Below are 21,367 nucleotides of genomic sequence, written 5' to 3'. Positions count from 1 at the left end.
AAGTCCACCCCCCCATTTCGAACTTCATGTTCTCATCATTGGAGGTATAAAACCCCAATGGTCATTCACATTTTTCTATTGATGTCAATGATATGACATTCACCATCATTTCGCCATCATATTTGGGGTGCCCCCACAATAACAACATTATTCTTTGCGTCGGGCTATGGCAGCGAATATACCTATGAAACATAATATCGCGAATATTGAAAAAGAGACATGGGTACTCTTCAAGAGTAAATGGTAGTTTGCGGGTATTATTCTAACTCTTCCAAGGATGACGGCAAATATGAGCGTTACGATACCTATACTGAAGCTTTGGCCGATAAGTCTCATAGTGCTGACTGTGGCAGAGGCTATACCAAAATATTTTCTCTCTACTGAACTCATAATGGCATTAGTGTTAGGGGAAGAGAATAATCCAAATCCGACGCCGAGAATTATAAGTGAAATGAATATCATACTCACGGGCGTGGAAGCGTTAATGAAGGTTAAAGTAAAAAGTGCAGCGGATATTACAGCCATTCCCAAGCCTGCGAGTTTCTGTGGGTCGAATTTGTCGGATGCTCTCCCAGCTAAGGGTGCTACTAGTGCCATTAGAACTGGTTGAGTTACCAGGATGAAACCTGTTATATTGGGTGTTAAGCCTTTGATATATTGAAGATAGTAGCTTAGTAGTAGTGAAACGCCGAAGGTTGCACTATAATTGATGAGTGCCGCCAGGTTTGAAAAGGTGAAGGTGAAGTTCTTGAATAGTCTCAGGTTAAAAACGGGGCTTGAATTGTTCAATTCTATCCAGACAAATAATGATGCTATTAGGATACTCCCTATGAGTAACATGTAAGCTGTCTTATCTGGTAACATGGAAAATCCATATATTAACAGGAAGAGGAATGTGCTATAGGATATCGAACCTCCAAGGTCGAACCTTTCACCCTTCGCATCAGCCCAATCTTCCCTGACCCTCGATATTATAAAAATCACAAGGAGTGTTATAGGTAATGTTACAAAGAATATGCTCCTCCACCCAATATAGTGTGTTAAGGCACCTCCAAGCACCGGCCCAAGGGATAGGCCAACGTATACTGCGGCGGTGTTGATACCGATAACTTTACCCCTTTCCATTGGAGGATAAACCCTTGTGAGGATGGCGAGGCCTGTTACAAACATCATTGCAGAGCCTATACCTTGTAACAGCCTGAATATTATGAGGTATATGGCATTTGGAGATAACGCAGAAAGTAGAGATGATATAAAGAATATGATATTTCCATAGACAAATATTTTTTTCATCCCCTTAATTTCAGATAGTCTTCCGAAAGGTACTGCGAACATTGCAGCGGCTAGAAGATAGGCTGTAGGGATCCAAGTTTGTAATATAGCATCTATCTGGAATTCCCTGCCAATAACTGGCAAGGCCAAATTAATAGAAGAGCCCATAAATGGAGTTAAGAAAGATGAAAGGGTGGCGGCTAATAAAACATAAAGTTTCAGGGATTTTTCCATAGGACTTCACACTCCGCAATTAGAACAATTATTTATGTTTGATAACTTCCTTTTGGAAATATGATTATCATCCATTTAAATATATAGTATGCAAAAAGGAAAATGATAAAAAATTTATAAGGAATAGAGTGGTGCTTCCATCCCTGCCATTTTAACACCAGTGAGGGCAGAAGCTTCAAGGTTAAGCGCCCTCAAGTCATCCTTTTCAAGTTTGCTTACATCAGTGTTCCCTGCTTGCTGCGTTAACATGGAAAGTTCTTCTGTCATGGCCTCGATGTATCTTGCAACCCGTTTTCCGCCTTCAACGTAATCCAATCTTTTCCTAAATAGTGGGTCTTGGGTTGCAATACCTTTACGACAAGTTCCAGCATAACACATTTGACAGACCCTACATCCAATAGCCACGAGAGCTGCTGTCCCAATATATACTGCATCTGCACCTAGGGCTATGGCCTTTGCAACATCTGCACCATTCCTTATTCCACCAGCCGCCACGAGACTGACCTCTTCGCGGAGGTTAACCTCCTTAAGAGCTTCATCAGCTTCTACTATTGCTGCTATGGTGGGTATGCCTGCATGTTCTGTTACCACATCTGGTCCGGCGCCTGTACCCCCTTGCATGCCATCAACGACAACAATGTCAGCCCCTGCCTTCGCAGCTATTTTAACATCATCTCTTACTCGTCCAGAAGTAAACTTGACCATTATAGGCACTCTCCAATCTGTTATTTCCCTAAGTTGTGATATTTTCATGCTAAGGTCTTCCGGGCCGACTATATCCATGTGTCTTGCGGGGCTTAGAGCATCTGTACCCTCGGGTATCATCCTTATCCTTGACACTTCCCCTGTGACCTTCTCTCCTAGTAGGTGTCCGCCCATACCAGCCTTTGCACCTTGGCCTATCTTGATTTCAATGGCATCTGAATTGTTTAGGTATGCTGCTGATACTCCGAATCTACCAGATGCATATTGTGCGATGAGTTTTGAGGCGTATTTTCTCTCTTCTGGTAGCATGCCGCCTTCGCCTGTGTTGGTGGCTGTCCCGGCGAGCGTGGCCCCCATGGCCAATGCTATTTTGGCTTCTTTGCTGATGGCCCCGAATGACATTGCGGCTATCATTATTGGGGTGTCGAGTTCTAGGGGTTTTTCCGCGTATCTGTCTCCTAATATAACCTTCGTGTTACATGGTTCCCTGTATTTGTCTATGGGTGGTCTTGAAACTTGTGCCGGTACTAAGACCAAGTCATCAAATGTTGGTATTCTGCGTAGTGCGCCGCATCCTCTAACCTTGTAAGTGCCCTCCTCTGATTTTCGCTGTATTTCGGTGAGATCTGTTAGTGACCATACATTTCTCCTATCCTCCGCAACAGCATTTACTTCTATAGCATTATTAGGACACATCTCTTCACATATACGGCATCCTACACAATTTTCATGTCTTATGGGTTGTGGTTCTCCGTTTATTACCTCATAGACCTTGTGTGGACAATTGTTATAACATGAGAAGCAGCCTTTGCATTGTTCTTCGTCTCGGTTGTCGCAAAGGTACCAGCAACAACCTGGCCTGTTGAAGTTTCTTTTACATATTTCAGCTTTCCTTTCAACTTTGAAGGGCAATTAGGATCCTCCCATTGCTTTGAATATTGGGCAGGCTGAATATTTAGTGCCAGCTGCCTTCACAACATCTTCAACTTGTTTTGTAAGTTTGGGGATGGGTTTCCATGGGTTTTCAGTGTCCTTGTCAACTACTAGGACTTCATCAATTATTCCCTCTGATAATGCATATGATAATAATGCGGTTACAACACCACCATCTTGGCCTTTGAACATTGGGGCTTTAGCTGATACTATTTTGATATAATCTCCCAATGGTTCATTCGCAGTTTCATGGTTTATGATATTGTCAGGTACATAGGTTCTTGGGCAGGCTAGGTAGCATGCATTACAGGTGGGTGGACATTCTCCTCTTATTTCTGGCTTTCTATCTTCTATTTTTATGATCTTTTCTGGACATGAGAGTAGGCATGCTCCACATAATACACAAGCCCCTATGTCTATAACATCTCCTTTGAGGTCTCTGAATTGGTAATCAGTCACCTCTTCAAGGTATTCTGGCTCTGGCATCACTCTCCAGTACATTACTGGCCTTGCAATTTTTTCTCTCCTTTTTATCTCTTTTAGGTTCGTTTCTTTTTTCCTTCTGGCTAACTTTTGGATTAATCTGAACCCTGAATCGTCTATTGGCTTGATTTTGATGTATTTATTTTTTTCGGCTTCTTTGAGGAGTTCCAGTCCTTTTTTTGTTCTTATGATTATAGTTGACCAGCCCTTTGGCGAGCCTACTGAACCTACTGATATGTCAGCTTGTTCTGCTGTATAATCCATGCAGATTTGACAGTTTTTGCGCATGGCCTCCTTTAATTCCTTTAGGGGCATGGATATTACTTCTCCATTGTTTAGGTGGAATTTCGCGGATCCTCCTTCTATTCTACATTGTATTATTTCTCTTAGACTTATTCCCTTCCCTTTTAAGAGCGTTTTAAGGTATTTGTAGGAGAAGTTTTCCATGCAGAATAATCCTACCTTTAATGTGACTGGGAATTCTTTTATGAAGGATTCATAGTCTTTCATGAGTGTTGCTGCTGTTATTTGACATGGAGTGCCAACCATGCCAATTTTTGGGTCCATTTATCCTTCCTCCACTTCTTTACCATAAAATGGCCTTCTGCTCCTCGGTATTATCTTCTTGAACTTCTTGTATTCGCTTTTTTCTAATTTGAAGCCATTCTCTCCTAATATTTTTTCTAATTCTTCTTTTTCTTGGTCTGTTATTCCTTTTATCTTCGCGTTTTTGCCTAGGCTTTCCACTTCTCCTTTAACATAGATTTTTCCACGTATAATTGATTCACCAGCATCTTTCCCAAGGTCTCCTAGGACTATTATTTGTCCTCCCATCATGTAGAGTCCTGTCATGAAACCTGAGTTTCCACCGATGATTATAGTCCCGTTTTTCATTATTTCTCCCGTCCGCGAGCCGGCATCTTCTTTTACGATGACCGTGCCGCCATATATGCCTTGTCCTACCCCATCACCTGCCGATCCATGAATTTTAATTTTACCACGTGTCATGTTATCTGCTGGGAACCACCCAGCATTCCCTCTTATTTCTATCCTGGGACCGTGTATCATTGTACCGGCGAAGTATCCTGCTGATCCGTCTATGACCACTTCAACGTCCCCTGTTAGGCCTGCTGCAAGATAGTGCATCGCATTCGGGTTTTTTATGATTATTCTATCATACTCTTCTGCCATTTTCTTGAGTTTGCTGTTAACTTCCCTTGGTGTTTTCCCTTTGGCGTTGATTTTAGCTTCTTTCATTGTTTCATGGCCTCCTTATATTTCGTAGACTCTTACTTCGCCGGGTGCTATCTGTTCGATGTGTCTTGTATCTACTACTTCTCCTAGAGCCATTTCTTCGGATGCTATGGCGAAGATTTCATTGTCTTCTGCCATTACTCCAGGTCGCAGGCCGAGTTGGTCTTTTGCTATTCCTATGCCATTTGGTGTTCCGACTATGTATGAGAATGGGCCGTCCATGTCTTTTACTGATTGTTCTAGTGCTTCTTCTAGTTTGTAACCATCTGCGAGTTTGTCAGCTATGTAGTGTACTATGCATTCGGTGTCATTTGTTGTTTCGAATATGTGGCCTTTTCTTTCGAGTGGGTCTCTTATTTTCCAATAGTTTGTTATCTGTCCGTTGTGGACTACTGTGATGTCTGGGATTATGTAGCTTTGGAATGGGTGTGCATGGTATCTGTCTACTATGCTCTCTGTTGAAAATCTGGTATGGCCTATGGCGTGTGTGCCCTTTTTTGACCATGTATCATAGCGGTCGGCTATTTCAAGGACCGAGCCAACATCTTTTATCATTTCGAATGAGTGACTCCCGTTTAGTACTGTGACGTCTTCTATTTTGTCTATTTCTGTTATTAGGGGTTTTAGTTGGGAGAATGAGTCGAGGCTTATCTTGCAACGGTATATTATGTAGTTTTCCACGGATTGTATTTTTTCTTCAGATTTTATCCTTGTCATGGCCTCTATTGTATCTTTGACCTTGTTTAGTATGCCTTTTTTTTCTTTGATTTCTATGTTGAGTAGGTATTCATCTTTGGCTAGTTTTAGCCCCCCGTAGATTGAAAAGCCTGCGGAGTCTGGGCCTCTGTGTTGTAGTGCATGGAGCATCTTTGTCATGTCTCTTCCTGCTGGGTGGAGTTTACCATCTTTGTATACTATCCCGGCTATTCCGCACATTTTGTACCTCCTTTATGAAATGTTCGTGGATTAGGGTGTCGTTGCCTAGTTCCGGATGGAATGATAGTGCGATGTTTTTTCCTTGTTTTACTGCTATTATTTTGTCGTTGAGTTTTGAGAGGATTTTTACTCCTGGCCCAGTTCTGGTGACTGCTGGCGCTCTTATGAATATGCCATGGAATTCTTTGCCTAGTATTCTTATTTTTTCTTCGAATGATTCTTTTTGTCTTCCGAAGGCGTTTCTTTGCACTTTCATGTCCATAATACCTATGAGGGGTTGTTTATGGTCTGTTTCCTTTGCCAGGAGTATCATCCCGGCGCAGGTGCCCATTATTGGTATTTTTTCCTTTTTTAGGGTTTTTATTATGTTTTCCCTTTCCATGAGCTTGCCTATGACTGTGCTTTCACCACCTGAGATTATCAGAGCGTCGCATGATATTATTTCATCCTTTTTTTTCACCTTTGTAGCCTTTGCTTCTATTTTCAAATTTTTTATTGCCTTTTTTGTCATTTCGAGGTGTTCTGACACGTCTCCTTGGAGGTCTAGTATTCCTATCCTTATCATGGGCGACTCCTTACGAATCTTTTTTTTTTGATTATATTAAGTTGAGTCTTCCAATATAATACTACCAGAAAATGGTTACCGGCACATTTTTTGGGGAGACCCACAAAAAAAACCATATTATACAATGTTCAAAAAACTACCCGTAAAAACACTTATAATTGAACAATTATATAAAGGTTTCCATTGGGGGCTTAACACCCCCACCATAAAAAGGAAAGAAAATAAATTATTAACGCCCCTTTAAACCTTCCTCTTCAAGTAAACGCATTACCTCCATAGTTGAACTTTTCACAAACTCAGCCGCCTCAATAAAAGCCTCTCGTTCATTATCATCCATAAGAAATGGTACAATACCCTCAATACCATCCTTTCCAAGTTTAACAGGGACCCCAAGGCAAACATCCCTTATATCTCCTATCTCACCATCAATCAAAGTTGAAACCGTCAATATCCTCTTCTCATCATTTAAGATAGTCTTAACAATATTTGAAACGGCAAAAGCCGGACCATACTCAGTCGCACCCTTCCTACTAATAATATTACTACCAGCATTTATAACCTTCTTAATAGTACCCTCTAAATCAAAAGGCTTATAACCAGAAAAATAGTCCCTCTTGGAATAATATTCAAGCGGTATGCCACCAATAGACGTTGAACTTATAAGGGGCACCATATAAGGGCCATGCTGTCCTATGACCCTTGTATGGACCTCACTAACATGTACATTAAAATGCTGCGCCATATAATTCTTAAGCCTAAGGGAATCAAGGTGATTACCAAGACCGAAAACCCTACTAGGATGAAAACCAGAATACTTAAGGGCCACATAACTCATAACATCAACAGGATTTGTCACAACAAGTATCATGGAATCTGGTGCAAATTTCCCTATCTCAGATGCATAAGTGGCCACTATACGACCATTCACATGGGCTAAATCGTCCCTTTCCATGTTAGGCTTCCTTGGGATCCCAGCAGTTATGATAATGATCTTGGAATTACGCACATCCCTAATATCCGAGGAAGTTTCCAAGTCGACAGAAACGCCCTTCGCCGCCAATGCATCACTAATATCTAATAACTCCCCTTTACTGCGCTCAAAACTTTCCTCTCTTGAAATCAACTGTAAAGTACTTACAGTTTCCTCTTCGGCAAGACATAATGCAGTTGATTTACCCACCCTACCAGTTGAGCCTATAATACTCACCTTCATAAAAAGATCAGCCCCCTATATGAAATTATTTCTTATCTAGGTAATCTGATGCCACTTTCTTAGCGAAACCAGAACCTTCACTTTTTAATTTCTTCAGCGCAGCCTCCGCCTTCTCACCCCCTATATTCTGGAGGGCCCATGCAGCTCCACTCCTAACAAAACCACTCTTATCATCTAAAAGCTCTATTAGGGAGTCTACTGCTCTTTCATCCTTTAGGTTGCCAATAGCCCAAGCAGCAGCGCCCCTAACCTTCCAATCATCATCCTTCAATGCTTTGAGTAATGGTTTGAACGCCTTTTCACCCATCTTGGAAAGGGCTGTTGAAACTTCCCGTCGAACCCATTTATTATCATCACTCAAAGCTTTTATGAGAGGTTCTATGGCCCGTGGATCCTTTATATTACCAAGGATCTTGGCAGCACCTCTCCTTACAAGCTTGTTTGGATGTGAAAGCGCTTCTATAAGCGGATCCACCGCGGCTTCACCTATCTCCTCCAACAATTCCATAACCTGGACTCTCACAAGTTCGTCTTCATCTTCCAATCTTTCTATAATCCTTTCAATATTCTCTCTTTTCTCCATTAAACTCACCAAACCTAGAGGGCTTCAATGGCCTCTATAATACTATAAGCTATCCTAAGAGCTTTATCTGACACTTCACATAAAATTTTCATGACTTTATTTAGTATTTCATAAATTCCACTCTCTCTACCTAGGATAAAAGAAGTCACCCCAGTCAATAAGAGAGATATGCCATCCCCTTTTTTATCCCTACCTTTGAAGATATTATAAACTTCACTAAAATGTTTTAGGGACTGCTTATACTCTCCTTTTCTAGGGAGAATTTCTCCAATGATAAGGTGAAGGATTCCTTCATCCTCCTGGTCATTGATTAACTTTGATGATTCCAATGTGTCTTACAAATATCCCTATGAGAATTATATTTGTCCATTAAACTTATAAATTCTTGGATTAGACCATTAGTATTTTCAATAGCATCCTCTTTGGAGACTCCGCTCGCCTCATCTTCATGAAAACTTCTTTCCTTAATCTTTGATTTCCCTTGGAGGGTTTCTCTTAGCATTTCAACCTCTTTCATCTTCTCTATCAGACCATCTTTGGGAGAGGATTTAGCAACCCTGTAACATTTAAGTGCATTTTCATAATCCTTAAATGCAGCTTCAAAATTCCTCTCAACCAAATAACAGTCCCCGATAAATTCAGTGGGCATATCCTTCACCTTCAACATCCCCCGCTTTCCTATAATTTTCAAGAGCCTCCATGAACCTAGCACGAGCCTTTTCCGTTTCATCCCTCTCCAGATAAAAAACACCAATTTCTACTAAAGTTTCGGCTTCGTGCCCTTGATATTCACCAAGCCTCCTCTTGTACTCTTTAAGATCCTCTCTTTTACCCCCTTCTCAATGAATCCAAAAATCCAAATACAAGCAAAAATATCATTTAAACATCCCCCAAGGTCATCTACAAAAATTATATTTTTCATCCAACTTAAAATTTTCATGAATCCTAGGTGAAAACAATGAAAAAGATAGTTGTCATCCCAGGTGATGGAATAGGAAAAGAAGTGATGGAAGCAGCCCTCATGGTACTAAACGCACTAAACCTAGATTTCGAATATGAGTTTGCAGAGGCTGGCCATGAATGCTTCCAAAAACATGGGGACACAATACCCAAAGAAACAATAAAACTTGTAAAAAAATCTGATGCAACACTATTCGGTGCAGTTACGACAGTACCCGGGGAAAAAAGTGCAATAATAACACTCAGGCGTGAGTTGGATTTGTTTGTTAATTTGAGGCCTGTTAAGTCTTTGCCTGGTGTTGGTGGTTTGTTTTCTGGTTTGGATTTTGTTATTGTTCGTGAGAATACTGAAGATTTGTATGTTGGTTTGGAGGAGTATACGAGTGAGGGTGCTGTTGCCAAGCGTGTTATTACTCGTCGGGCTTGTGAGCGTATTTGCAAGTTTGCCTTTGATTATGCTTTGAAAGAAAATCGGGGTAAAGTAACGGCTGTGCATAAAGCCAATGTCCTTAAAAAGACTGATGGGATTTTCAGGGAAGAATTTTACAAGGTTGCAGAAAACTATCCAGAAATAGAAGCCGAAGATTTTTATGTTGATGCCATGGCAATGTACCTCATCAGAAAACCAGAAGAGTTCGAAACCATTGTAACAACAAACATGTTCGGAGACATACTATCAGACGAAGCAGCAGCACTAGTAGGAGGACTGGGAGTGGCACCATCAGCCAACATCGGCCAAAAAACCGGAATATTCGAACCAGTGCACGGATCAGCACCCAGAATAGCCGGAAAAAACATAGCAAACCCCACAGCAATGATACTATCAACAACACTAATGCTAAAACACCTAAACAAAAAAAAAGAAGCCACACTAATAGAAAAAGCCCTCAAAAAAACCCTGAAAAAAGGAATAAAAACCCCAGACCTCGGAGGAAAACACACAACCAAGCAAATGGCAAAAGCGATAAAAAAAGAACTACTAAAAATAAAAAACATCTACTCCAATCAAAGATAGTTTGTCATCGGTCGAAATTTTCACAAACACGACCCTAAAGCTTTATAAAAATCCACACCTTTGCTAGATTAGATAAGTTATATTAACTGGCACGAAATCATCCCCCCAATCCCCAAGCACTTAGAAATTGCCATGATTCTCTAGCAGAGACTTCAACAAAATATTTTTATTTCAAGATCCAACCTTTTTTCGTGTCAAAGATCAAGAAACTACTTTAGTCATCTAATCGGTTTCATCACCCCCCTTAGCATTTGACAAAGTTCCATAGCAAGCCTAGCGAAGAAGAAAACCAGGATCGTATTCCAGTTAAAAATCTGTTTAGTATTAAGATAAATCTCCATGTCACTGGCTGCTTTAAATTATAAAAAATTATTTATATGGCTTAGATGCTACCTCCCCATACCAGTGGATTTATATACTATTTATAAAACATTTAATATTATTTCATCACGTATCCGGATAATGAACAGAAATGGCCTGATTTAGTTACATGGGGCACTATAAATGAGAAAATATTATCTTGATAATCTGCGCTGGCTTATAATTTTGTTACTGTTCCCATATCATGTTTTACTCATCTACAGCAATATTGGATCCTATTATTTCCATGCTGCGAATTCTGTTATTGCCAATACATTCATCTTGAGTCTTGCGCCCTGGTTTATGCAACTACTTTTTACCATAGCAGGAATAGCCACATATTACTCATTGAAAAAGAGAAGTGCAAGTGAATATCTGAAAGAAAGAATATCAAAACTACTAATCCCCACAGTAGCAGGGATCATCTTAGTAATACCAGTAAGTGTATACTTTGGTTCGCTCTACAGCGGATATACTGGAAGTTTCCTCGCCTTTTACTCGGATTTCTTCATTCACTGGTTGCCCAATTTAAAGTCAGGACTAATTATAGGCCACTTATGGTTCCTCTTATATCTCTTTATAGTGTCCCTTGTTGCACTTCCCATTATCATAGAATATAAAAATGGAAAATGGAAAGTTCTCCCAGAAAAGGTAACCATACCCAAATTATTATTACTGATCATCGCACTAGCCTTCGGCAGCCTTTTCCTCAATTTATACCCTGAAAAAAGCATAATACAATTCTTTTTAGTTTTTATTTTTGGCTACTTTTTATTAGCTAATGAAGAAGTCCAGCGAAAATTGGAGGATAAAAGATGGCCGCTTTTCATCTCATTTCTAGCTATAACCGTCCTCTATCTTTTGATAAGTGTACCTAACTTAAATTCCACAGGAAACTCTAACACCGAATTCAGTTTTCAGTCGATTCTAGGCGCATTTATAATGAAAATATTTGAAAATTCTATAATGTGGCTGGGAGTCCTTGGCGTGATGGGAATAGGTAAACATTACCTAGAATTTAAAAACCTAAAAACACTCTACCTTTCGGCAGTGTCCTTCCCCATTTACATCTTCCACTTGGCTTGGATCAACATTTTCGCCTATTACATCATAAACTGGATACCCAACCAGATACCCTTCCAGATAATCTTAATCATGTGCCTTGGTTTCATATTTACCATAGCCACCATTGAAGTGGTTAGAAGAATCAAGGGATTCCGCTTCCTATTCGGGATCAAAGGCTAATATCATTAACCATGGTATAGTATTTTTCATGTATAAGATCAAGGTTTTGAAATCAAACCCTCCCATTATCATCATGAAATTAGAGATTATCAAGTATACTTTAAATAGAGGAGGTGGGAGATTTGGGTTGGAAATCTAAAAAATGAGTTAAACCTCAATAAGATGCATTTCATTCAATGTATTACGAGGGGGGTCTTTCAGACTCAAGATTTTGTTATCATGGTCCCTATACCCCTTTTTGTGAAAATTTCTAATAATAAGGAGTGTTGAACTCTTCCATCGATGATATGTGCTGATGAGACCCCATCCCTTATTGCCTGGATACATGTAAGGGCCTTGGGGAGCATGCCACCTTTTATGACACCATCTTTGATGAGTTCATCCAATTTGCTTATACTAACCTTTTCTATTAAAGTTTCAGGATCTTCAGGGTCTTCTAGGATTCCTGGGACGTCTGTTAATATTATAAGTTTCTCCGCGCCAATCTCTGCGGCCACTTCACCTGCAACGGTATCTGCATTCAAATTTAGAGTTTCAGCATTCTTGTCGATTCCTATGGGCGAGATTATAGGTATGTACCCGTTACTTGTCAGTATCTCTAATATTTCAGGGTTGACGGATTCTATTTCACCGACTAGTCCAAGGTCTATTTTCTGTTCTTGGCCAGTTTTTTCATCCTTGATTATATGGGGTGCTTTTTTCTTGGCGAGTAGGAGTTGGTTATCCTTGCCTGATAATCCTATGCCTTTGCCTCCATGGAAGCATATCTTTGATACTATGCTCGTGTTTATTTTACCGACCAGGACCATTTTAACTATATCCATTGTCTCTTCATCTGTCACCCTTAAACCTTGGATGAATTTGGGTTTTTTCCCCATCTTGTTCATTGCACGGGATATTTCTGGTCCTCCACCATGGACTACGATTGGTTCCATCCCCACATATTTTAGGAGTACGGTGTCCCTTGCTGTGGAGTCCATGGCCTCCTCTTGTATCATGGCATGTCCACCATATTTTATTAGGATCTTTTTTCCATGGAATCTTTTAATGTATGGTAGGGCTTCCACAAGGATTTTCACTGTTTCCATTTTAATCGCATCCTATGTTGTATATTCTGCATTTATCTTCACATAATCGTAGGTTAGGTCGCAACCATAGGCTTTTGCGGTTTCTTCGCCGATGCCCAAGTCTATGATTATTCTTATCTTATCTTCTTTCATAAGATCTCTTGCAATTTTAAGTTCTTCACTATCTTCAGAGGCTATGATTTCGCCTTCTCTTATAAGGTCTATCTTTCGGTTTTCACTCTCCAAGATGATGGACATTTTTTCCTCTTCTATAGTGGCCTTTGAGCGTCCTATTGCTGCTACGATCCTCCCCCAGTTCGGATCAGCCCCAAATAATGCTGTTTTGACGAGTGGAGATCCTGCAACCGTCCTAGCGGCCATTTTAGCATCCTTTGAGGATCTAGCGTTTAGGACTTTCACTTCCATGTACTTTGTCGCTCCTTCACCATCCTTTGCTATCATCTTCGCTAGTTCCCTGCATGTTAAGTTTAGTGCTTTTTGGAAATTATCATCTATTTTTCCTGATTTTCCAGTTGCTGTTAATATGACCATGTCGTTGGTGCTTTCATCACCATCAACTATTAGCATATTAAAGGTTTCATCCACGGCTCTCTTAAGAGCATCTTTTAACTGCGATGATGATGCCCTCACATCAGTGGTTATGAAGGAAAGCATTGTGGCCATGTTAGGAGCTATCATACCAGAGCCCTTGGCCACACCACCTATCCTGGCTGTGCTACCATCTTCAAGTTCAAATTCAACCGCGAACTCCTTGGGGAACGTGTCAGTAGTCATTATGGCCTCTGCAAATCTTCTGGACCCCCTGGGTGAATTTTCAAGGCCTTTCAGAACCTTTTGGGTGAGTGGTTCTATTATGTTCATGGGCATTTTTCTGCCTATGACGCCCGTGGAGGCCACAGCAACCCTATCCTCTGGGACTGAAAGACCCTCTGCTGCTAGTTCAACCATCCTATGAGCGTCCTTCATGCCCTCCGGGCCTGTGAAGCAATTTGCATTACCACTGTTGGCTATGATGGCTGATAGTCTCCCATCTTCTAGGTTTTTCATGGTTAATTTTAATGGTTCAGCCTTTATCTTGTTAGATGTGAAGACGGCCGCTGCGGTGCTTTCACCAGTATATAATATGCCAAGACCATATTTTCCTTTTCTGGATCCCCCGGCGAGTATGTTATCTACAGCACATACTCCACCCTCTATTATCTTCATGGATGATCCCCCGCCATCCAAGGACGATTAGTCACGTTCTTATGGGTTATATCCGTTGGAATTTGTCATGTTACTTGTAATCGTCTCGTTAATCTGATTTGACGTTTGGGTCGGATTTGGGGCCTCTAGGCTTGCATTGTTATGGGCGGTTTCTGGGGTGATATTTTCGGGTGATATCGCTAATATTATCCCTAGACAAGAGCCGCAACCAAATGCTATCAATGAGATTAAAAGGGCAACCATTATTTTAGCTTCAGTTTCAGGCCGCATTGTAAAACTCCCCAGACTATATTATAGATAATCCTTTAAATAGTTTAAGATTATATGGGGGAATATGAGTAGGATTTCCTAGGTAGTGGCCCCATACAATACTGTTAGTAATATTGCGAGTAGTCCTAGTTGCCAATATCCAAGGTTCCAACCCAAGAAGGTTGCTATAAAAACGAAAATGAATATTATGATGAGTCTTGACTTTCTAGTGAATAAGTAATCTATTATGGCCCTTGTAAAAGGGTTGGGGATGAAATAACCGTAGAGTCCATCTGCAACATCGAATATTATGAGAGTGGCAGGGTTCCACAATTTTATATCATCTGCAAGGTGTGCTCTTTCAGCTGCTTCTCTTCTCGTTTTACCTATACCTGCTCTTATTTTTGCACCGTTTGCAAGTGCATGCCATGCAGCATCTATTGTGGCTTTTAGTGCCATGTCTTTACTTGGTAGGTTGGCGATTATGTCATCACCACCTTCCTTGTAACCTTCGATTTTCCCTTTACATTCCTTTTCAATGTAATTCTTGATGTCGTTCATTATTTCGACTAGGGCTTCTTTGCCATGTTCTTCGATAAATTTTGTGGAGTTGATAACGTCAATGAAAAGGTAATTGTCATGGGGTGATGGTTCACCCTCCTTTGGGGTGAATGGTGTTGGGAATATGAGGGCGAATTCGCCACCGAGTTTTGTGAAGCCCACCCCCGGGACTTCGCCGATCTTTTCGTTTAATTCTATGGATCTTTCTATTGCAGCGGCTCCTGTCATCCCCACAGCAGCCCTAACATTAATCTTCTTGGCACTAGCCAATCCTATAAGTTTTATAGCAGCCCTTATAGCATCATTCTTTGAAGGGAGTCGTGCAAGGACTTCTGTGGGACTTTTTTCAACAATCTCCCCTTTTTCTTTTCTTAGGAGTTTTATGAAATCGTTGATTATTTTGGCCTTGTTAAAAACTTCTATGTAGAGGTAACGGTCGCTGCCTATTATAATGTTACTGAAAAGAGCATATTCATCTACCTTGTCCAATGGTGGTTTTAATTCAATGAATCTCCTACTGCGGGGGATGTTCTCAGAGCCAACCTCTCTTATAAGATTCTTGAAGATGCCTTGGCTGTTTATATCTGCTTTTTTTATTTCTATGAGCATCGTCCTTGTATAGTTTATCATGTCAACGTATTCACGTTCACTGGCATTGTTTGGAGAATATTTGGTGCCTATGCCCAAAACTTTCTTTTTTAATAATAAACCTAATAGTGCTCGGAGGATATACTCTGTCAGCATCAGCTGCTTCCTCCCTTCTCCAAGATCACTTCGAATTCTCCGGGGTTTTCCATTAACATGCTAGGCTTAACAGAGACTATGGGAAATCTCCAAGATCCTATGCGAGCTGCCACAGTACTTGCAATGTTCCTTGAATTCTTCTTCACGAAATTATAGTCATGGTCATTGATGATTATGTTAATATCATATGGTGCTTCCTCCATGACCTCATCAGAATATAGTATATTAACCTCGAAACGGCCTTTTTTGATGAAAACATCATTTCTAACAGCGACAAGGGGTGCATGATCCAATTTTAAACGCTCAAAAACCGTCACTGCAATGTTACCAGCATATTTGACAACTTCTCTATAATCTTGAGGATTTACAAGTACAAATATTATAAAGTCCCCTGTTCTTTCAGCTTCCTCAACGAGTTCCATGAACTTGTCAAAGAGGGGTAATTTCATGAATAAACCTTCAAGTTTTGGTTCGAGACCTTCTTCTTCCACTTTTTCTATCCTGTCGATAGCTTCTTTTGCAATTGCTATACCACTTAATTTTTTACCCCTTTTAACCTTATAATAATCGAAGCCTTTACGCTCGAATTCTCCCAGTATTTCTGCGCAGATCTTCTGGAGGACGTTCTTAACCCTCTTAGGCTTTGATGGTCTGCCGATAACTATTTTATCCTCCTTGAAATTGTAGGGTATCCTTCTACTACCTATGTCCTGGAATTCGTCAGAATATTCTTTGAAAGCATCATTTGATAATATCTTAGCATTTTCCTCCTCTGCCAATTTCAAGATGAAATGATCCGCGTTGGTGCCGGGGGGCACCTGCTTAAACTCACCCTTTTCGAGATACTTCTTAAATTCTTCCTTATCATCGATCTCATGCCTTAATGATGCATCAGCAATTATAACAGGCTCATATCCAAGTTTACGAAGTTCTTCAGCGGCCTTTAATATATTCTCCAACCTGGGCTTATCATCATCTCCCTTCCTAGAATGAGCTACATTGGATGCATCTATAATAACCCTCAATCAATCACCTTTCTATTTTTTAGAATAGAGCTTATAAGACCCCATCAGATAACTTTTCCTTTGCACTTGATTCAATTTTATCTCTATCATATCGTCCTCGATATAATATGTATTATATGAATTAATATCTTTACCTCGAAGCTTGAGTGATGCTACTGTACCAGCCGTTACAAAGAATATGTCCTCAACCCTCCACAGGTGTGGAACATGTTTGTGGCCACATATAACTAGGTTAGCTCCACCCTTAACAATGGAACATAAAACGTCGCCTGCATCGGCTAAGACGTTCCTTTCACGTCCTGTTTTCGGTACGGGTATGATATGATGGTGCAATGCTATCACACTATACATGTCGGCCTCAGCAGCCTTTTTAAGCTCTTTTTCCATCCATAGTTGCTGCCACCTTCCAATCTTCCCATCATCTAAGTCTGGTTCACTACTGTCTAAGCCTATCACCTGCAACTCATCATTAACAGTTATAGTGTTTCTTTTTTCTCCTAGAATTTCTTCAAATGTTTCATAGCCTACATGTCTAGCGTCATGGTTGCCGGGGACGACCACCAATGGACTTTCTATATTACTAAGATAACTTGCCACTTGTAAAAATTCTAGGTAGTAGCCATTGTCTGTTAAATCGCCCGTGGCCACAACAACATCAGGTTCCATGTCATTTATCTGCCTTATAGCCTCTAATAGTATATCCTCTTTGAAATTTCTTGCACCTACATGCAGGTCTGAAATGTGTGCGATGAGCACCATTTTTAACTTAACCTCAAGATAGCCTCTGCAAGATCTCCCTTGGTATCCTTTAACGCGTCCTCCGCTTCCTTTCTGGTGGCGCCTGTTTGACTCATCACAAGCTCTATATCCTCCTCAGGTATCTCTGGTTCTCTGGTTTTCTCCTTGGCTTTACCGGTTACCTGGTAGGTTCTCTGGCCCATGAAGTCCATGATACTGACCTTAGGATTCCCTATGATAATGTCCTTGTCCTTTAACCTTATTATAACCTCTTTCACGCCCTTAAGATCCTTCATCTCCATTCCCATCTGTTTCATGGCCCTTTGCATCTGTTTCAACTGCTTAGGGTTCATGCCGGGTATCATCTTCTTCCTCTCCTGGTCTTTATAACCTGGCCATGACTAAAGTCTAGGATTTCCTCACTACAGAGGAGCGACTTGCCAGTTGCTAATAATTCATCATCTTCGTTAACTATTAAAACTTCATCATTAGCACGTATATTTTTATCACATTCTATAACAAACTTTGCAAATATATTTTTCCCCTCCCTTGCAAAGGGTTCTGATTCCTCGTTTACAACAACTCTACACCTGGGATAATCTAGGCTGGAGTGTAAGAGTGATGCACCTTTCCATGATGGGATTATGAAACCATCAGATGTCCTTATACTCGCGATAAGCTCGTCATCAGCGTAAACATAACGTATTCTCCCAGTCTTTTTACTCTTTATTATTTGGAGATTTCCATTGAAGAGCGCTTTACCAGCACCCTTACCAAACTGATAATCTGCCACAGCAACTAGACGATCCCTATCAGAAAACTTAATATGGGGAGGCTCAACCCTAAACTTAAACCCAAGGTTAAATCTTCTATTAACATCTCCACTGACTATTATAGCTTCATACTCTCCTTCAAGCTTTTTTATTATTGAACTGATGAAATTCTCTGATTCAACATCTAATGTGGATGGGGACTCGTTCTGGGAGAAAGGATAAAACTCATCCAATTCCAATGGTATTATCCCGAAGGGGATGTCAACTACCATGAACTGCCACTCATCAATTTCAACAGGGGCTTGAGAAAAAAATTCCCCAAGATCTTCTGGGACATGCCTTGAATAGGGCTTATTATATGCTGATAAAAGCACAAGCCCCCTTTTCTTGGGGAGTCGGTTCAATCTCCTATGGTGGCGATAAACTTCAACTCTCTTAAGCGACTCTGGACCAGTATAAAAAAAAGCGGACTTTTTAGATACTGGATCATACTTTTCGATCAGTTCCTGATAATTAAGTAGCCTTCGATAAGCGTCCAATAATCGTGGATGTGCTCTACACCTCTGATCAACAAGCTCCATCAGACTACCATCACTTATGGCTTGCCTCACCCTCCTAATCTCGGCAAAACTCACATAAAGATTGTGGGCTGCTATAAGATCTCTTCTCTTATCTTTATCCATGGCCTGTAATTCCTGTGGAGTGTGTTCAACACACACATTACAAGAGCATGGCATCTCCTTAAGTCCATCTAGTTTATATGTCCCAGATGGTGTTAGGAGCCTGTCATCATTAGCATATAACATATAAGCTGCTGAATCAAATAGGTCGCAGCCCATGGCGACTGCGAGTGCAAATAGCATAGGATGCCCAGCACCCATAAGATGCCGAGGCCTAGAAGGTGGAAGACACTCTACAGAGGCCATAACAACCTCAACAAGACTTTTATAATCATAGGATTCTAGAAGAGGTACAACTGCTCCAATGGGATGAACATCAAAATCCATCCTTGAAAGTTCCCTAGCGCACCTTCTCCTAAGATTAGCATATGTGGAACCTTGGACAACAGAATTCAACATCATATTTTTTCGAGAGGATAACGCCTCCTTGGCCCTTTCTAGGGTTATCTCAAGGTCCTTTTCAGCCTTTTTATAGGGTGCATATGGTGGTGTTGGTATGTCAAGTGATGTTCCAATATCGGCTCCGATATCCTCCTGGAACTCAACAATCTCTCTGTTACTTATATCAATGTCGCCATATTCTGCCAGTTGGAAGGAACCAGAATCTGTTACAACAGGACCATCAAAGCCTATAAGCTTATGAACACCCCATCTAAGGGCCAGATCCCTTAATTTATCGTTCTTGTAGATTATGTAGGCGTTTGTTATCACTATTTCGGCGCCGAAAGATTTAACATCCAATGAAACTTTTCCGGGGTGTATTACGGGCATTAAAGCGGGTGTTTTAACTTTAGAGTCTCCTATCTTGAATATACCTGTCCTGCCAAGATTATCCTTATTCTTTATTTCGAACATATAATTTCCCCGTTGACAAGGATTCAAGCCTATTTCTCATTTCAAGTATTCTGTCTCGTGAAGATGATAATCTTGAAAGTCCACACCCACATATACAATCAGAATATTGTGGACAGATAACATAAAGTGCTTCTTTTGAAAATCCATCCTTGATCCCAAACTTCCTAAGATTTTTCAAGACCCTATGATCATATTTACCACCTTTAAGATCCTTACCAAGGTATAACGGTGTTCGAACAGTTGAGGACAACCTTTTTGTATTCCTAACTGTTCTTCTTTCCCTTTTTCTCCTTTCTATTATTTCATCTCTACTATCAGCTAGACTAGGATCAGTGTATGGTATTCCAACGTCCGATAAGGCTATCATTCTTTCATCAATCCATGACAAGTCTTTCATCACCTTTGAGAGTGATGCGATAGTACCACCTCTTCTACCAAAACTTGGACCTTCACCCACATGGAAACCGGCTTCTATCATGGCAGATCTTACAGGGGCAGCTGAAGTATAAGTTGTAAGTATCCCATCATCTTCTATAACCCTTGCAAGTTCCATTATAAATTCTAGAGTGTAAAGTTCGGGAGTTTTATCAGGGCTGAAGGCGTCCAAGAATATGGCATTATAGTATCCTTGTGGGAGTGAGGGTAATATTTGTCTTGCATCTTCACAGAAAACTTCGATGGAGATATTCTCGGGGATCGTGGTCGAGATCATCTGGAAATGGACCCATCCATTTTCAAATAGCCATTCCTCATATGCCTTTTTTATGATCCTATGGGTTGATATTGGACTTGGAACAAGGACCCCAGCAAATATAACCTCTGGCGAAACTTCTATCATATGTATAACAATATTATCGGCTCTTATATGGTCTATGAGCGCTGCTGAATTGTATCCGAGTCCGGAGCAGATATCAAGAACCCTAATAGTGTCTCTGTTTTCTAGTTGTAATGGCTTAACAAATTTTTCATAGGCCTCACTTATGGCACCATGGATTGTGTGCATGGTTTCACTTTTTCCCGAAACCTTCTGTGAAGGGAGTGTATATGAACCATCACAAGTCCTGATCAAATATCTTCTAAGTTCCCTTGAAGCCTCTTCCCTTACATTTTCTCCAAGACGTTCCCTGCCCAAATATTCTCTTATAAATGCTATGATTTCATCATCTACTGTCAAAGGTTTGTACATGACTCACACCAGAAAAGTGGATCCCACAATTAGGCTTAAAGCATGAAAAATTCAATGTGAAAATTTCCATCATAACAAATCTCTTTTTTTTGGCCGCTAAAATAAGTTTTTAGATCCCACAATATTTATTAATATATTGAAAGGTTTAAGGCGAAGATCCCCCTATAAAGTTTTGAAGGGACTTAAAAGATTGAACATAATCGCTGGATCGTTACATTTTATCCAAGGAATCATAATAATTTGTTCTGGAAGTTCCCTTTTCATGAGCACATTCTATTTGAAGTCTAAGATAGTTTCAATGAATTTACATCATTTCAGATCATGCCTTAAAGTCGCATCCATAGGCTATTGGTTGTTATATTAACTTTTCCCTTTTATGTTGGCAGTTGCACATTTCATCAGGTTCCTCAAAAGGATGGATTACCTGAAGAATGATATGAATCCAATATTGGGTACGAATAACTAGAAAAACCCAAAGTATACATGCCCTGTTCTCATATGAAT

Annotated in this window: 21 protein-coding genes; 2 read left to right on the top strand and 19 right to left on the bottom strand. The window is 40.4% G+C overall.

The features are described from left to right. Positions 1-147: 147 nt before the first annotated feature. From ACZ5XX_RS06895 to ACZ5XX_RS06850, 10 genes are all read right to left on the bottom strand, one after another. Positions 148-1,416 (bottom strand): MFS transporter, encoded by a 1,269-nt coding sequence (locus ACZ5XX_RS06895; protein ID WP_464583813.1) that lies wholly within the window; start codon positions 1,414-1,416, stop codon positions 148-150. A gap of 204 nt (positions 1,417-1,620) precedes the next feature. Further along, positions 1,621-3,123, bottom strand: coding sequence for a glutamate synthase-related protein (locus ACZ5XX_RS06890; RefSeq protein WP_464583811.1), 1,503 nt, complete (start codon positions 3,121-3,123; stop codon positions 1,621-1,623). After that, on the bottom strand, positions 3,124-4,194 hold the full coding sequence (locus tag ACZ5XX_RS06885) for a Coenzyme F420 hydrogenase/dehydrogenase, beta subunit C-terminal domain (protein ID WP_464583809.1): 1,071 nt from the start codon (positions 4,192-4,194) through the stop codon (positions 3,124-3,126). Then, positions 4,195-4,884: a GltB/FmdC/FwdC-like GXGXG domain-containing protein gene (locus ACZ5XX_RS06880; RefSeq protein WP_464583807.1), complete on the bottom strand. Its 690-nt coding sequence runs from the start codon at positions 4,882-4,884 to the stop codon at positions 4,195-4,197. It abuts the gene before it with no gap. A gap of 15 nt (positions 4,885-4,899) precedes the next feature. After that, entirely contained in the window at positions 4,900-5,817 is a 918-nt protein-coding gene (locus ACZ5XX_RS06875) for a class II glutamine amidotransferase domain-containing protein (RefSeq protein WP_464583805.1), read from the bottom strand. After that, complete coding sequence (gene pdxT / locus ACZ5XX_RS06870; protein ID WP_464583803.1) at positions 5,780-6,382, bottom strand: pyridoxal 5'-phosphate synthase glutaminase subunit PdxT; 603 nt, start codon at positions 6,380-6,382, stop codon at positions 5,780-5,782. Before pdxT ends, ACZ5XX_RS06875 begins: the two co-directional genes overlap by 38 nt. A gap of 229 nt (positions 6,383-6,611) precedes the next feature. Beyond that, positions 6,612-7,595: a malate dehydrogenase gene (locus tag ACZ5XX_RS06865; RefSeq protein WP_464583801.1), complete on the bottom strand. Its 984-nt coding sequence runs from the start codon at positions 7,593-7,595 to the stop codon at positions 6,612-6,614. 25 nt (positions 7,596-7,620) lie between these two features. Then, positions 7,621-8,178, bottom strand: a complete 558-nt coding sequence (locus ACZ5XX_RS06860; protein WP_464583799.1) for a HEAT repeat domain-containing protein — start codon at positions 8,176-8,178, stop codon at positions 7,621-7,623. Between the two features lie 14 nt (positions 8,179-8,192). After that, positions 8,193-8,327, bottom strand: a complete 135-nt coding sequence (locus ACZ5XX_RS06855) for a hypothetical protein (protein WP_464583797.1) — start codon at positions 8,325-8,327, stop codon at positions 8,193-8,195. 161 nt (positions 8,328-8,488) lie between these two features. After that, complete coding sequence (locus ACZ5XX_RS06850) at positions 8,489-8,908, bottom strand: hypothetical protein (RefSeq protein WP_464583795.1); 420 nt, start codon at positions 8,906-8,908, stop codon at positions 8,489-8,491. A gap of 228 nt (positions 8,909-9,136) precedes the next feature. Between ACZ5XX_RS06850 and aksF the strand changes: the two genes are divergently transcribed. Next, positions 9,137-10,153 carry a homoisocitrate dehydrogenase gene (gene aksF, locus ACZ5XX_RS06845; protein ID WP_464583792.1) on the top strand — a complete coding sequence of 339 codons (1,017 nt, stop codon included), beginning with the start codon at positions 9,137-9,139 and terminating at the stop codon, positions 10,151-10,153. Between the two features lie 504 nt (positions 10,154-10,657). Beyond that, entirely contained in the window at positions 10,658-11,758 is a 1,101-nt protein-coding gene (locus ACZ5XX_RS06840) for an acyltransferase family protein (protein ID WP_464583790.1), read from the top strand. A gap of 203 nt (positions 11,759-11,961) precedes the next feature. Here ACZ5XX_RS06840 and argB read toward each other — a convergent pair whose 3' ends face one another. The 9 genes from argB to ACZ5XX_RS06795 all read right to left on the bottom strand — a co-directional run bounded on the left by argB (position 11,962) and on the right by ACZ5XX_RS06795 (position 20,863). Then, a complete protein-coding gene (gene argB, locus ACZ5XX_RS06835; protein WP_464583788.1) occupies positions 11,962-12,846 on the bottom strand; it encodes an acetylglutamate kinase in 885 nt (294 codons plus the stop codon). 12 nt (positions 12,847-12,858) lie between these two features. Further along, entirely contained in the window at positions 12,859-14,052 is a 1,194-nt protein-coding gene (argJ, locus tag ACZ5XX_RS06830) for a bifunctional ornithine acetyltransferase/N-acetylglutamate synthase (protein ID WP_464583786.1), read from the bottom strand. A gap of 39 nt (positions 14,053-14,091) precedes the next feature. Continuing rightward, positions 14,092-14,322 (bottom strand): hypothetical protein, encoded by a 231-nt coding sequence (locus ACZ5XX_RS06825; protein WP_464583784.1) that lies wholly within the window; start codon positions 14,320-14,322, stop codon positions 14,092-14,094. 78 nt (positions 14,323-14,400) lie between these two features. Next, positions 14,401-15,606, bottom strand: coding sequence for a hypothetical protein (locus ACZ5XX_RS06820; protein ID WP_464583782.1), 1,206 nt, complete (start codon positions 15,604-15,606; stop codon positions 14,401-14,403). Further along, positions 15,606-16,631: an NYN domain-containing protein gene (locus ACZ5XX_RS06815; protein WP_464583780.1), complete on the bottom strand. Its 1,026-nt coding sequence runs from the start codon at positions 16,629-16,631 to the stop codon at positions 15,606-15,608. Before ACZ5XX_RS06815 ends, ACZ5XX_RS06820 begins: the two co-directional genes overlap by 1 nt. Before the next feature lie 12 nt (positions 16,632-16,643). Further along, a complete protein-coding gene (locus ACZ5XX_RS06810; RefSeq protein ID WP_464583778.1) occupies positions 16,644-17,390 on the bottom strand; it encodes a metallophosphoesterase family protein in 747 nt (248 codons plus the stop codon). 2 nt (positions 17,391-17,392) lie between these two features. Next, positions 17,393-17,734: a nascent polypeptide-associated complex protein gene (locus tag ACZ5XX_RS06805; protein WP_464583776.1), complete on the bottom strand. Its 342-nt coding sequence runs from the start codon at positions 17,732-17,734 to the stop codon at positions 17,393-17,395. Further along, the gene (tgtA, locus tag ACZ5XX_RS06800) at positions 17,731-19,677 is read right to left on the bottom strand and encodes a tRNA guanosine(15) transglycosylase TgtA (protein WP_464583774.1); all 1,947 of its coding nucleotides are present in this window, start codon (positions 19,675-19,677) and stop codon (positions 17,731-17,733) included. The genes ACZ5XX_RS06805 and tgtA overlap by 4 nt, the downstream gene beginning before the upstream one ends. After that, positions 19,658-20,863: a tRNA (5-methylaminomethyl-2-thiouridine)(34)-methyltransferase MnmD gene (locus ACZ5XX_RS06795; RefSeq protein ID WP_464583772.1), complete on the bottom strand. Its 1,206-nt coding sequence runs from the start codon at positions 20,861-20,863 to the stop codon at positions 19,658-19,660. Before ACZ5XX_RS06795 ends, tgtA begins: the two co-directional genes overlap by 20 nt. Positions 20,864-21,367 lie beyond the last annotated feature (504 nt).

The organism is Methanothermobacter crinale, from assembly GCF_055397825.1.
The sequence above is the reverse complement of the archived record's forward strand: the minus strand, read 5'-3'. Positions and strand labels throughout refer to the sequence as shown.

What these genes read in the sequence shown, in the direction of transcription:
- ACZ5XX_RS06885 (WP_464583809.1), bottom strand. Translation starts at nt 4,194, where the DNA reads ATGGACCCAAAAATTGGCATGGTTGGCACTCCATGTCAAATAACAGCA.
- ACZ5XX_RS06880 (WP_464583807.1), bottom strand. Translation starts at nt 4,884, where the DNA reads ATGAAAGAAGCTAAAATCAACGCCAAAGGGAAAACACCAAGGGAAGTT.
- ACZ5XX_RS06875 (WP_464583805.1), bottom strand. Translation starts at nt 5,817, where the DNA reads ATGTGCGGAATAGCCGGGATAGTATACAAAGATGGTAAACTCCACCCA.
- pdxT (WP_464583803.1), bottom strand. Translation starts at nt 6,382, where the DNA reads ATGATAAGGATAGGAATACTAGACCTCCAAGGAGACGTGTCAGAACAC.
- ACZ5XX_RS06865 (WP_464583801.1), bottom strand. Translation starts at nt 7,595, where the DNA reads ATGAAGGTGAGTATTATAGGCTCAACTGGTAGGGTGGGTAAATCAACT.
- ACZ5XX_RS06860 (WP_464583799.1), bottom strand. Translation starts at nt 8,178, where the DNA reads ATGGAGAAAAGAGAGAATATTGAAAGGATTATAGAAAGATTGGAAGAT.
- ACZ5XX_RS06850 (WP_464583795.1), bottom strand. Translation starts at nt 8,908, where the DNA reads ATGAAACGGAAAAGGCTCGTGCTAGGTTCATGGAGGCTCTTGAAAATT.
- aksF (WP_464583792.1), top strand. Translation starts at nt 9,137, where the DNA reads ATGAAAAAGATAGTTGTCATCCCAGGTGATGGAATAGGAAAAGAAGTG.
- ACZ5XX_RS06840 (WP_464583790.1), top strand. Translation starts at nt 10,658, where the DNA reads ATGAGAAAATATTATCTTGATAATCTGCGCTGGCTTATAATTTTGTTA.
- argB (WP_464583788.1), bottom strand. Translation starts at nt 12,846, where the DNA reads ATGGAAACAGTGAAAATCCTTGTGGAAGCCCTACCATACATTAAAAGA.
- argJ (WP_464583786.1), bottom strand. Translation starts at nt 14,052, where the DNA reads ATGAAGATAATAGAGGGTGGAGTATGTGCTGTAGATAACATACTCGCC.
- ACZ5XX_RS06825 (WP_464583784.1), bottom strand. Translation starts at nt 14,322, where the DNA reads ATGCGGCCTGAAACTGAAGCTAAAATAATGGTTGCCCTTTTAATCTCA.
- ACZ5XX_RS06820 (WP_464583782.1), bottom strand. Translation starts at nt 15,606, where the DNA reads ATGCTGACAGAGTATATCCTCCGAGCACTATTAGGTTTATTATTAAAA.
- ACZ5XX_RS06810 (WP_464583778.1), bottom strand. Translation starts at nt 17,390, where the DNA reads ATGGTGCTCATCGCACACATTTCAGACCTGCATGTAGGTGCAAGAAAT.
- ACZ5XX_RS06805 (WP_464583776.1), bottom strand. Translation starts at nt 17,734, where the DNA reads ATGATACCCGGCATGAACCCTAAGCAGTTGAAACAGATGCAAAGGGCC.
- tgtA (WP_464583774.1), bottom strand. Translation starts at nt 19,677, where the DNA reads ATGTTCGAAATAAAGAATAAGGATAATCTTGGCAGGACAGGTATATTC.
- ACZ5XX_RS06795 (WP_464583772.1), bottom strand. Translation starts at nt 20,863, where the DNA reads ATGTACAAACCTTTGACAGTAGATGATGAAATCATAGCATTTATAAGA.